9 protein-coding genes are annotated in these 13,161 nt (G+C 60.9%); all 9 read left to right on the top strand.

Going from position 1 to position 13,161, the window contains the following annotated elements:
- The first annotated feature begins 114 nt into the window (after nt 1-114).
- Nucleotides 115-855, top strand: a complete 741-nt coding sequence (locus JN524_RS11000; RefSeq protein WP_007965507.1) for a flagellar basal body rod protein FlgF — start codon at nt 115-117, stop codon at nt 853-855.
- 45 nt (nt 856-900) lie between these two features.
- Nucleotides 901-1,686, top strand: a complete 786-nt coding sequence (gene flgG / locus JN524_RS10995) for a flagellar basal-body rod protein FlgG (RefSeq protein ID WP_003222804.1) — start codon at nt 901-903, stop codon at nt 1,684-1,686.
- A 52-nt stretch (nt 1,687-1,738) separates the two neighbouring features.
- Nucleotides 1,739-2,434, top strand: a complete 696-nt coding sequence (gene flgH / locus JN524_RS10990) for a flagellar basal body L-ring protein FlgH (protein WP_007965503.1) — start codon at nt 1,739-1,741, stop codon at nt 2,432-2,434.
- A 27-nt stretch (nt 2,435-2,461) separates the two neighbouring features.
- The gene (locus tag JN524_RS10985) at nt 2,462-3,550 is read left to right on the top strand and encodes a flagellar basal body P-ring protein FlgI (protein ID WP_150113624.1); all 1,089 of its coding nucleotides are present in this window, start codon (nt 2,462-2,464) and stop codon (nt 3,548-3,550) included.
- An 11-nt stretch (nt 3,551-3,561) separates the two neighbouring features.
- Nucleotides 3,562-4,845: a flagellar assembly peptidoglycan hydrolase FlgJ gene (gene flgJ / locus JN524_RS10980; protein ID WP_202369355.1), complete on the top strand. Its 1,284-nt coding sequence runs from the start codon at nt 3,562-3,564 to the stop codon at nt 4,843-4,845.
- Between the two features lie 21 nt (nt 4,846-4,866).
- Nucleotides 4,867-6,912 carry a flagellar hook-associated protein FlgK gene (gene flgK / locus JN524_RS10975; protein WP_202369354.1) on the top strand — a complete coding sequence of 682 codons (2,046 nt, stop codon included), beginning with the start codon at nt 4,867-4,869 and terminating at the stop codon, nt 6,910-6,912.
- Nucleotides 6,913-6,925: 13 nt separating this feature from the next.
- A complete protein-coding gene (locus JN524_RS10970) occupies nt 6,926-8,497 on the top strand; it encodes a flagellar hook-associated protein 3 (RefSeq protein WP_145593092.1) in 1,572 nt (523 codons plus the stop codon).
- A 108-nt stretch (nt 8,498-8,605) separates the two neighbouring features.
- Nucleotides 8,606-12,208: a glycosyltransferase gene (locus JN524_RS10965; protein ID WP_202369353.1), complete on the top strand. Its 3,603-nt coding sequence runs from the start codon at nt 8,606-8,608 to the stop codon at nt 12,206-12,208.
- 230 nt (nt 12,209-12,438) lie between these two features.
- Nucleotides 12,439-13,161 (top strand): calcium-binding protein (locus tag JN524_RS10960; protein WP_442964271.1); only part of this gene is annotated, 723 nt, incomplete at its 3' end.

The raw sequence follows: 13,161 nt of genomic DNA, 5'->3' as shown, positions 1-13,161 counted from the left end.
CAAGTCCTTTGTTTACCGGGCCGCAAGCCGCCAGAAAAAAGTTGGTCTGCAAATTGCTTATGGCTCAGCAGTACAGCGGTGGGCGGCAAACGTCCGGCATGCAGAGGAAAGAGTGTGGACAAGTACCTTTATGTGGCAATGACCGGCGCCAGTCAGAACGCACTGGCGCAAAAGGCCCATGCCAACAACCTGGCGAACATCTCCACCAATGGTTTTCAGCGCGACCTGGAGCAGGCGCGTTCGATGCCGGTGTTCGGTGACAGCTTTCCGGCGCGTGCGTTTGCCATGAGCGAGCGGCCCGCCACCGACTTCACCGCCGGTTCGCTGGTGCAGACCGGGCGTGACCTCGACGTCGCCGTGACCGGCAACGGCTTTATTGCCGTGCAGAACCCCAACGGCGGCGAAAGCTACGTGCGCACCGGCAGCCTGAACATCGACGCCCTCGGCGTATTGCGCGCCGGCAACGGCATGCCGGTACTCGGCAACGGCGGTCCGATCGCCGTGCCGCCGGAGCAGCAGGTCGAAGTCGGTGAAGACGGCACCATCAGTATTCGTGCGATGGGCGAAGGCCCGCGCGTCATGGCGGAAGTCGACCGGATCAAACTGGTCAACCCGGATATCAAGAACCTCAACAAAGGCCTCGACGGCTCGATCTACACCAAGGACGGCCAGCCGGCGCCGGCCGATGCCAACGTCAAGCTGGTGTCGGGTTTCCTTGAGTCGAGCAACGTCAATGCCGTGGAAGAAATGACCTCGGTGCTGGCTCTGGCCAAGCAGTTCGAGTTGCACGTCAAGATGATGAACACCGCCAAAGACGACGACCAGGCCATGGCTCGGGTCTTGCAGATCAGCTAATTATCAGAACGTCGCGCCGTAAAACAGGCGCACGAGGAGAATCGAATGCTTCCGGCTCTATGGGTTGCCAAAACCGGTCTGTCCGCCCAGGACACCAACCTGACCACCATTTCCAACAACCTGGCGAACGTGTCGACCACGGGTTTCAAACGTGACCGTGCCGAGTTCCAGGACTTGCTGTATCAGATCAAGCGTCAGCCAGGCGCTCAGTCGACCCAGGACAGCGAACTGCCGTCGGGTCTGCAACTGGGTACCGGTGTGCGCATCGTCGGCACCCAGAAAAACTTCACCGCCGGCAGCCTGCAAACCACCGAGCAGCCGCTGGACATGGCCATCGACGGACGCGGTTTTTTCCAGATCTTGCAGCCGGACGGCACCACGTCCTACACCCGTGACGGTACTTTCCACCTCGACTCCAACGGCCAGATCGTCAACGCCAGCGGTTTCGCCCTGGAACCGGCCATCGTCATCCCGAACAACGCGCAGAGCTTCACCGTCGGCACCGACGGCACTGTGTCGATCACTGTGCCAGGCAATCCGGCCGCTCAGGTGATCGGCAACCTGCAAACCGCCGACTTCATCAACCCGGCCGGTCTGCAGGCAGTGGGCAACAACCTGTTCCTGGAAACCGCTGCTTCCGGCGCGCCGCAAATCGGCACCCCGGGCCTGAACGGTTTCGGTACCACGCTGCAGAACACCCTGGAAGGTTCCAACGTCAGCACCGTTGAAGAGATGGTCAACATGATCACCACTCAGCGCGCTTACGAGATGAACTCCAAGGTGATCTCCACCGCCGACCAGATGCTCTCGTTCGTAACGCAGAATCTGTAATCAAGTCTATGGGGTGGCCATGAGGCCGCCAGCAACACCGTGAGGTAGGGTCATGAAACGCTTCGTATCTGTTCTGGCATTGGGTGGGGTCGTCTCGCTCGCGGGCTGCGTCGCACCGACGCCCAAGCCCAATGACCCTTACTACGCTCCGGTGTTGCCGCGCACGCCATTGCCGGCGGCGGCCAACAACGGCTCGATCTATCAAGCCGGCTTCGAGCAGAACCTGTACAGCGACCGCAAGGCGTTCCGGGTTGGTGACATCATCACCATCACCCTGAACGAGAAGACTCAGGCGAGCAAGAACGCCAACTCCCAGGTGGCCAAGAACAGCAAGACCGGCATCGGCCTGACTTCGCTGTTTGGCGGCAGTGGCACCACCAACAACCCGTTGGGTGGCAATGATCTGAGCCTCGACGTCGGCTACAGCGGCGACCGCGCGACCAAGGGCGACAGCAAGGCGGCGCAGGGCAACACCCTGACCGGCTCGATCACCGTGACCGTGGCCGATGTGCTTCCCAATGGCATCATCGCCGTGCGCGGCGAGAAGTGGATGACCCTCAACACCGGCGACGAGCTGGTGCGGATCGCCGGTCTGGTGCGTGCCGATGACATCGCGACTGACAATACCGTGTCGTCGACCCGTGTCGCCGATGCGCGCATCACCTACTCGGGCACCGGTTCGTTTGCCGATGCGAGTCAGCCAGGCTGGTTCGACCGTTTCTTCCTCAGCCCGCTGTTCCCTTTCTAGGTGGCTACGTTGAATCTGAAAAGCTTCATGCTGGCGGCGGCCATGATGTCCGCAGCCTTTGGTGCCCACGCCGAGCGGCTGAAAGATATCGCCAGCATTTCCGGTGTGCGTTCCAACCAGTTGATCGGTTACGGCCTGGTGGTCGGGCTTAACGGTACCGGCGACCAGACGACGCAAACCCCGTTCACCCTGCAGACCTTCAACAACATGCTCTCGCAGTTCGGCATCAAGGTGCCGCCGGGATCGGGCAACGTGCAGTTGAAAAACGTCGCGGCGGTGTCGGTAAGTGCTGATCTGCCGGCGTTCGCCAAACCGGGTCAGCAGGTCGACATTACCGTGTCTTCCATCGGTAACTCCAAGAGCCTGCGCGGCGGCACCCTGTTGCTGACCCCGCTCAAGGGTATCGACGGCAACGTCTACGCCATCGCTCAGGGCAACCTGGTGGTCGGTGGTTTCGATGCCGAAGGTCGTGACGGTTCGAAGATCACCGTCAACGTTCCGTCGGCCGGTCGTATCCCCGGTGGTGCGTCGGTGGAGCGTTCGGTGCCGAGCGGTTTCAATCAGGGCAACAGTCTGACGCTGAACCTCAACCGTTCCGACTTCACCACGGCCAAGCGCATCGTCGACAAGATCAACGACATGCTCGGCCCTGGCGTGGCGCAAGCCATCGACGGTGGCTCGATCCGTGTGACGGCGCCGCTCGATCCGAGCCAGCGCGTCGACTATCTGTCGATCCTCGAAAACCTTGAAGTCGACCCGGGTCAGGCGGTGGCGAAAGTCATCATCAACTCGCGCACCGGCACCATCGTCATCGGCCAGAACGTGAAAGTTTCGCCGGCCGCCGTGACTCACGGCAGCCTGACCGTGACCATCACCGAAGACCCGATCGTCAGCCAGCCGGGTCCGTTGTCCAATGGGCAGACGGCCGTCGTGCCACGTTCGCGGGTCAATGCTCAGCAGGAAGCCAAGCCGATGTTCAAGTTCGGCCCGGGCACCACCCTCGACGAAATCGTGCGGGCGGTGAACCAGGTTGGCGCGGCACCGGGTGACCTGATGGCCATTCTCGAAGCACTGAAGCAGGCCGGCGCGTTGCAAGCCGACCTGATCGTGATCTGAGGACGGCGACCATGGATATGCGCAAAGGCAGTCTGGTGGGCACTGGCGATTCGGGTTCGTACTCCGACCTCAATCGTCTGAACCAGCTCAAGGTCGGCGACAAGAACAGCGATGCGAACATGCGCAAGGTGGCGCAGGAATTCGAATCGCTGTTCCTCGGCGAAATGCTCAAGTCGATGCGTTCGGCCACCGAGGCGTTGGGTAAAGACAACCCGATGAACACACCGGCGGCCAAGCAATATCAGGAAATGTACGACCAGCAACTGGCGGTTTCGCTGTCCCGCGAGGGCGGTGGTATCGGTCTGGCCGACGTGCTGATGAAGCAGATGTCGAGGAACAAACCGCTGGCCCCGGGTGAGGCTGCGGCCGCGTCCGCCGCCAAGCAAGAGGCGGCGAAAGCCGCTGCGGTGCAGACCCCGATTGCTGCCGGCACCACCGGCACCGGTCCGCTGTCGCGGCTCAATGGCGAGCGTCCGTTGTGGGCCTCGCGTTCGCTGCATGCGCCGAACACTCAGTTGGCGCACGCCAACGACATGGAAATGATCAACAAACGTCGTCTGGCATTGCCGCCGAAACTGGCCGATCGTTTGCTCGCCGGTCTGGTGCCTTCCGCCACGCCGACTGCCACCAATGCCTTGCCGCAACGTGCGGCGACCACGGCCGCCACCGGCGCCGGCCCGCTGTACAACGGCGACTGGCTGACCCGTGCCGAAGACGCCAAGGCGTCCGGCGGGCAGATGCAGATTTACGGCCGGGCGATGGCGCAGATTCCGCTGGCACCGGCCAAGCGCGCTTTCAGCTCCGCCGATGAATTCGTCAACACCATGTTGCCGATGGCCAAAGAAGCCGCCGCGCGTATTGGCGTCGATCCGCGTTATCTGGTGGCGCAAGCCGCACTGGAAACCGGCTGGGGCAAATCGGTCATGCGCGCCCAGGATGGCAGCAGCAGTCACAACCTGTTCGGCATCAAGGCCAGCAGCAACTGGACCGGCGATTCGGCCCGGGCGATCACCAGCGAGTTCCGCAACGGGCAGATGGTCAAGGAGACGGCGCAGTTCCGTTCCTATGCCTCGTACAAGGACAGTTTCCACGATCTGGTGACTTTGCTGCAGACCAACAATCGCTATCAAGATGTGGTGAAGTCGGCCGATAACCCAGAACAGTTTGTACGCGAGTTGCAAAAGGCCGGTTACGCGACCGACCCGAACTACGCGACGAAGATTTCGCAGATAGCCAAGCAGATGAACAGTTTCGAAAACTACGCTGCGGCCGGCGTTTCAACGACGCCTCTATAAACACACGGTAAGGTTTGAATCATGAGTTTGCTCAATATCGGGATGTCGGGGTTGTCCGCGAGTTCTTCCTCTCTCGCGACCACAGGTAACAACATTGCCAACGTCGACACCGCCGGGTATTCACGCCAGCAAACCGTGCAGAGCACCAAGTCCTCGCAGCAGTTCGGCAACGTCTTCATCGGTACGGGGACGACCCTGGCCGATGTGCGCCGGGTCTACAACTCTTACCTCGAAAACCAGCTGCATACCGCCACCTCGCTCAATAGCGAAGCGGCTGCGTACGGTGCCCAGGCCACTGCGCTGGATGCCTCGATGTCCGATACCAACACCGGCCTGACCGGTGTGCTGCAGAAGTTCTTCACCACAATGCAGGGCGTGGCGACCTCGGCCACTGACGACACTTCTCGTCAGTCGGTGCTGACCGGTGCGCAGGCGCTGACCAGCCGTTTCAATGCGCTGGCCAAACAGCTGAATGATCAGAACACCACGATCAACGGCAACCTGAGCGACATGACCTCGCAGGTCAACAAATTGGCGACTTCGATTGCCAATCTGAACCAGAAGATCGGCGAGATTTCCACCAGTGGCGGCCAGCCGAACGACCTGCTCGACACCCGTAACGAAGCAGTGCGCCAGCTCTCCGAGCTGACGGGCGCGCAGGTCGTTGAACGCGGTACCAGTTTTGACGTGTATATCGGCACCGGCCAGCCGCTGGTGATCGGCAACACCACCAACACCCTGAGCACCGTGCCGAGCAAGGATGATCCGACGCGCATGGCCATTCAGATGGACCGTGGCTCAAGCGTCATCGACATCACGTCGGCCATGAGCGGCGGCGAAATCGGCGGCCTGCTGACCTATCGCAAGGAAGTGCTCGATCCATCGCTCAACGAACTGGGTCGTGTCGCGCTGGTGGTGGCCGACCAGGTCAACAGCCAGCAAGCCCAGGGCATCGACAAGAACGGTGACTTCGGCGCGGCGATCTTCAACAACATCAACAGTGCGGCGCTGATCAGCCAGCGCAGCATTGCGCAGTCTGGCAACAGCGCAGGCTCGGGCAACCTCGATGTCACCATCAAGGACACGGGCAAGCTGACCACCAGCGATTATCAGGTCACCTTCACCAGCGCGACCAACTATTCGGTCAAGCGCTCCGATGGCACCGACATGGGCTCGTTCAGCACCACGACCACGCCACCACCGGTGATCGACGGCTTCACCCTGGCCCTCAACGGCGGCGCGCTGAGCGCTGGCGACACGTTCAAGGTGACGCCGACCCGTAACGCGGCCAGCTCCATCCAGACCGTACTGACCGACCCGAAGAAAATCGCTGCGGCAGCACCGCTGACCGGCGTGGCCAGTGCCAACAATTCCGGTACCTACACCCAGCCGACGCTGACCGACTCGATCGACATCTACAACCCGGCGTCGCAGACCGAGTTGCAGAATGCGCTCAAATACTCGACGCCGGTCAAGCTGGTGTTCGGTGCGGTCGCCAGCGGAAGCCAGTCGTACAACATGGTCGACGCCAAGGGCAACACCATCGGTTCGGGCACCATTGTGCCGGGGCAGGCCAACACCTTGAACCTCAAGGTCGGCATGGTCGACTCCACCGGTGCTCCGGTGATGGACACCACGGTCACACCGAACGTGCAGAAGACCTTCACCGTACAGACCACTGTGGGCGCGACGCCGAAGTCCGGCGAAACCTTCACCATCAACCTGACCGGCGCGGCCTCTTCGGACAACCGCAACGCACAGGCCCTGGTCGGCCTGCAGACCAAGCAGACCGTGGACACCGGCAGCGGCAGCAAAGGCATCAGCCTGACCGACGCCTACAACAAACTGGTGACCAACGTCGGTACCAAGGCTGCACAGAGCAAGTCCGACAATGACGCCACCTCGGTGATCCTCGATCAGGCCAAGGGCGCGCGCGACTCGTTGTCCCAGGTCAACCTCGATGAAGAGACCGGCAACCTGGTCAAGTATCAGCAGTACTACACAGCGTCTTCGCAGATCATCAAAGCTGCGCAGGAAACTTTCGCCACGCTGATCAACAGTCTTTAAGGAGTCGTAATTCATGCGCATTTCCACCGCCCAGTATTACGCGACGCAAGCTGCTCAATATCAGCGCAACTACAGCAAGACGGTCGCGACCGCCAACGAGGCGAGCAGCCTGCAGCGCATCAACACCGCTGCCGACGATCCGATCGGCGCCGGTCGTCTGCTCAAGCTGGGTCAGCAAAGTGCGATGCTCGACCAGTATCAGGGCAACATCGACACCACCAAGAGCGCGCTGACCGTGCAGGAGTCCACTCTGAACTCCATCACTACAGCTTTGCAGCGCGCCAAGGAAATCGGCCTGGCCGCCAACAACGGCATCGCCACCGATGCTGACCGCAAGGCGTACGCGGCGGAACTGGGCCAGATCCAGCAACAGGTGCTGGGCCTGATGAACTCCAAGGACGCCAACGGCAACTATCTGTTCTCCGGTTCCAAGACCGATACCGCGCCATACTCGCAGAACGTCGACGGCACCTACACCTACAACGGTGACCAGACCCAGATCAACCTGGGCATTGGTGACGGTATGTCGGTCGCGACCAACACTACCGGTTGGGACGCGTTCCAGCAGACCATCAACACCAGCCGCACCCAGACCACCATGACCGCTCCGGCGGTGGATGACGGTCGTGTGGTGCTGTCCAACGGTACGGTCGGTACTGCGGCGACGTACAACGCCAAATTCTCCGGCGGACAGCCGTACACTGTCAGCTTTGTCAGCAGCACCCAGTTGAAGATCACTGATGCCTTGGGCAACGACGTGACGTCCGAAGCCAGCCAGAACGGCGTGATCAGCAACAGCAACGGCACCAACCAGGCCGTCAGCTTCCGCGGCGTCGACTTGAAGTTGAACATCAACCTCAAGGCCGGTGACACCAACCCTGATGCGGTCATCGCCGGTCACAGCTTCCAGCTGTCGGCCACGCCGGATTCGTTCACCACCGCGCGCAGCCCGGGCAACCCGTCGACTGCGGTCATCACCGGCGCCAGCGTGACCGACCAGGCGGCCTACAGCGCGGCCTTCCCGTCGGGCGGCGGCGCGGTGCTGAAGTTCACCAGCGCCACCGATTTCGATCTGTACGCGGCCCCTGTGACCGCTGACAGCAAACCAGTGTCGTCGGGCACCATGGTCGGCACCAACGCTACGGCCGCCGGTGTGACCTTCGCCATTGGCGGTACGCCGGGCGCGGGCGATCAGTTCTCGATCCAGTCCAACAACCACCAGACCCAGAACGTGCTCGACACCCTGGGCCAGATGGTCACGGCGCTGAACCTGCCGATCGATGGTGATCCGGTGGTCAAGCAGCAATTCCAGGGGGCCATGGAGTCGGCGTTGGGCAACCTCGATAGCGCCTCCAACCAGATTGGCGCTGCCGTGACCTCGATCGGTGCTCGTGGACAGTCGCTCGACGACCAGGACACGACTAACCAGAGTCTGATTCAGGCCAACACCATGACTCAGGGTTCGATCCGTGACTCGGATCCGGCCGAGGTGATGACCCGCCTGACGTTGCAACAGACCATGCTGCAAGCCTCGCAATTGGCCTTCAGCAAAATCAGTCAGTTGGGTCTGTTCAACAAGATCTGACGCTGAACGGGCGCGCGAGCGCCCGTTTGCCCAGTTCCTCAGTTAATGTTTTTTGCGGTTTCATGGGCTCGCTTTACCGAGCGGGCTCGTACCGCCTGCGAGCCCGCCGTGAATTCACTTCCCCTCGTCAGCCTTGTCATTCCTGCCTTCAACCCGCGCTTCTTCGAGCGAGCATTGCGTAGCGCCGTCAGCCAAGGTTATGGCCATCTCGAAATCATCGTGTGTGATGACAGTCGTGGTCCTGAAATCGAAGCCATCGTCGCGGCGATAACCGAGCAGAGCGGGGTTGCCGTGCATTACGTGCGTAACCCGCGCACGCTGGGCATGGTTGGCAATCTGCAAGCCTGCCTGGATCTGGCCCAGGGCGAATTCATCAAGTTTTTGTGTGACGACGACCAGCTGTTCGCCAGCTGTATCGAGCGTCAGGCTGATGTGTTGGCCAATCGTGACGAAGTCAACCTGGTGCTGGCCCAGCGTCTGTTCTGGGACGCCGACGACATGGTGCTGCCTTCACGCCTGGAAAATACGCCACTTTCACCGGTCAGTGGGTTGTTCAAGGGGGAGGACCTGCTGGCACTGTTCGAGACGTTCCCGTCGAACCTCCTCGGTGGTTTCAGTAATGCCCTGTTCCGTCGCGCCGACGTTGTCGAGTTGCTGCCGGCGTTGACGCAGCCGGACCACTGTTTTGTGGCGAGCCTCGATTTCGCATTGTTCGTGTGTTTGCTGCGACGCGGCAACACGGTGATCTCCAATCATGTCTTGAGTATCGAGCGCCTGTACCCGGATCGCCTGAGTGGCCAGCAAGTGATGAAGGATGCTTTGGCCGTCGAGCAGCAATGGGTGCTGCAAATGCTCAAGGCGCGTAGCGGAGAATCGGCACCCGCGAAGGGGTGGGTGCGCTATGTGCCCATGCCCAAGGCAGATGAGTCGCCCCGGGTCTGGGTGGAGCTGCCGCTGAGCCGCACACTGGGTACCAAACAAAGTGCGCAGATCTGGCAGGTCGGCGCGGACAGCCAGAGTTTTGCCGAACTCTATGCGCAATGGCTGGAGTGTCGCAGGCTCAGCGACGTGCAGAACAGACTGCTGCCGGACACGCTGGCGAGCTGGCCGTCCACGCCGCGAATCGTGCCAGTCGTGGTGGATGAGCAGGGCAGTCCGGCGGCACTGGAGCGAACCCTGGAGAGTCTCGCTGCGCAGGTCTATCCACCCGAGTTGACGCTGGTATTGTCCATCGATTGCGCTGAGCCGGTACTGGATGGGCGGGTGTTCCATCTGCCGTTGCAGGACGATTACCTGGAGCAGATCAATCAGCTGCTGCCGCAGCTGGAAGGTGCTGACTGGTTTTATCTGCTGCGCGCCGGTGATCGTCTGGTGCCCCCGGCTCTGTTGATGATGGCCGAGCGCATTGCCTTCAACAGCGCCCTGCATTGTCTGTACAGCGATGAAGGCAGTTTGCGTGCAGGGGAATCGGTGGAGCCGGCATTCAAGCCCGACTTCAACCTGGATCTGCTGCGCAGCTACCCTTATATCGGCCGCGCGCTGGCGTTCCGGCGCGAGGTTTTTCTGGCGCTCGGCGGTTTCGATTCGACCTTCTCTGAGCTTGCACCTCACGACATGCTCTGGCGCATGGTTGAGGATCACGGCACCCAGGTGGTCGGGCACCTGGCCGAGATTGCCATCGAGTCGACATTCGACCTGACCCAGTGGCTGTCGCTGCCGGCCGTGACGCAAAACAATTCACGATTGCTGGCGGCCCATCTTGACCGTCTGGGTATCTCCCACGACCTGCGCCGAGGCAGTGTCGACCTGCTCAATCGAGTCGATTATCGGCATGCGCAGCGGCCGTTGGTCTCGATCATTATTTCGACCCGCGACCAGATTGCGGCGCTGCAACGCTGCGTCGAGAGCCTGCTGGAAAAAACCGCGTACAGCGAGTATGAGCTGCTGCTGGTCGACAATGGCAGTCAGACCGCCGAGGCCCGTGCCTGGCTGGACGGCATGGCGCAATTGGGCAGCGAGCGCGTACGCGTGCTGAGCTACCCGCAGCAGGGCAATGTCGCCGCATTGCGCAACTTTGCCGTGAGTCAGGCAAGGGGCGAATACGTCCTGCTGCTCAATCCTTATACGGTGATCACTCAGGCTGACTGGCTCGACGAACTGCTCAATCACGCGCAGCGCCCGGAAGTCGGCATCGTCGGTGCCAAGCTTTTCAATCCTGATGGCTATGTTTTGCATGCGGGTCTGGTGCTCGGTTTGCAGGGGCCGGCCGGCTTGCCGTTCTATGGCCAGTCGATGCAATCCTCCGGCTACATGTTCCGTTTGCAGGTGGTCCAGGATCTGAGCGCGGTGGGCGCCGATTGCCTGATGGTGCGCAAGTCAGTGTTCGATGCAGTGGGCGGCCTGGATGAGCAGAGCCTGCCGCGCATGCTGTATGAAGTGGATCTGGCGCTGCGCGTAGCCCGCCAGGGTTATCTGGTGGTGTGGACGCCCTATGCGGCGCTGGCGCTGGGCGCGCAGCCAGTCGATGCGGTCAACGATGAGGAAGGGGTCTCGCACAATCAGCAGGAAGAAACGTTCTTCAAGCGCTGGCTGCCGGTCGTTGCCCGTGACCCTGCCTACAATCCCAATCTGTCTTTGCACAAGCACACGGGCTCAAGCTTCACGCTCGAACCGGGCCTGCGCACCGGCTGGAGTCCTTTCAGCACTGGCACCCAGCCGAAGATTCTCGGATTACCGATCAATGCCTCGGCGATCGGTCACTATCGTGTCACGCAACCGCTGATCGAACTCGAAGCGGCAGGGCGGGTGCAAGGGCAGATTCGCTATAGCGTGAACCTGCCGCCGATCGTTGAAATTGAGCGCATGTCGCCTGATGTAATCGTTCTGCAAGGGCGTTACACAGAGGCGTCGGTCAACGAAATGCCGGTGCTGCGCAACTACTTCAATGCGCGGCGCATCTACGAGCTGGATGACTACGTCATTGATGTGCCGCATCGCAATGCGCATATCCGCAACATGCCGGACAAGTTTGAAATGGAACGCATTGTTCGCCGGGCGATCGGCATGTGCGACCGTGTCGTGGTTTCGACTCAGCCATTGGCCAACGCATTGTCGGACATGCATCACGACATTCGCGTCGTACCGAACATGTTGGCGAAAGAGTTCTGGTGCAACCTGCGCAGCCAGCGCCGCACTTCGAAAAAGCCGCGAGTCGGCTGGGGCGGCGGCACCAGTCACCATGGTGATCTGGCGGTGATCGCCGATGTCGTGCGCGAGCTGGCCGACGAAGTCGACTGGGTCTTTTTCGGCATGTGCCCGGATGACCTGCGCCCCTACATGCATGAGTTCCACGGGGTGATCCCCCTTGATGCGTACCCGGCGAAACTGGCCAGCCTCAACCTCGATCTGGCCCTGGCACCGCTGGAGTTCCACATCTTCAACGACTGCAAGAGCAACCTGCGTCTGCTGGAGTACGGCGCCTGCGGCTACCCGGTGATCTGCACCGACACCGAGGCCTATCGCGGTTACCTGCCGTGCACACGGATCAAGACCAACACCACGGATGAATGGCTGCAGGCAATCCGCATGCACCTGGCCGACCCGGATGCGAGCTACCGCATGGGCGACGAGTTGCGCGAGGTGGTGCTGCGCGACTACATCTTGCGCGACGACAATCTGCGTTACTGGGAGAATGGCTGGCTGGCGGATTGATCGGTTCGTCTGGGCAGTAGCAAAAAACAGGCGACTTTCACAGTCGCCTGTTTTTTTTGCCTGCCTGTTTGTCTTTATTTCATTCCTGATACATTTCTTTTCGGCGGACTCAAGGATTGGGTATTTCCTGTCGATATCAACACATTCGCTGTTTCAGAAAATTGCGCCGCGATGACGTGTGATCGCCACGCTGGCCTGTACCGGTTCACAAACAAGGCAAGGAAGAAGTAATGGCAGTTATAAATGGGACAAACGGCGCGGATACGCTGATCGGTACCAGTGACGATGACCAGATCAATGGTCTGGATGGCAACGACCTGATCAAGGGCAGTGCCGGTGCGGACAAGATCGACGGTGGGGCCGGTTTTGATACGGTCGATTACTCGGCTTCCACAGCGGGGGTCAATATCGACATCCGTCCGGGCACCGGTTTGCCAGGTGTCGGCGGCGATTCGCAGGGCGACACCCTGACCAACGTCGAAAAAGTCATCGGTTCGGCGTTCAACGATAGCTTCACCACGGACGCTTACCTCTTCGCCACTTACGACGGTGGTGCGGGGGACGACATCTACTACGTCAACGGCGGTGGCGTGACGGTCATCGAGCAGGCGGGTGGCGGCAACGATGAAGTGCGTGTCAGCTACAAGGACCATATGCTGGCGGCCAACGTCGAGCGCCTGACCTATACCGGCACCGGTTCGTTCACCGGCTGGGGCAATGCCAGCGACAACATCATCACCGGCGGCAACGGTAACGACGTGTTCTATGGCGGTGGCGGTGCCGACCAGTTCTTCGGTGGTGCCGGTCGCGACATCGTGTCGTATCTGGACAGCACGGTGGCCATGAACATCAACCTGAAAACCGGGGTCATCTCGGGGATCGGTGCGGGCGATACGTTCAACGACATCGAAGTCATCGCGGGCTCCAAATACAACGACACCTTCGTGGTCGAC

Origin of the sequence: Pseudomonas sp. MWU318 (genome assembly GCF_016756945.1) — a bacterium.
Taxonomy (GTDB): Bacteria; Pseudomonadota; Gammaproteobacteria; order Pseudomonadales; family Pseudomonadaceae; genus Aquipseudomonas; species Aquipseudomonas putida_A.
The sequence above is the reverse complement of the archived record's forward strand: the minus strand, read 5'-3'. Positions and strand labels throughout refer to the sequence as shown.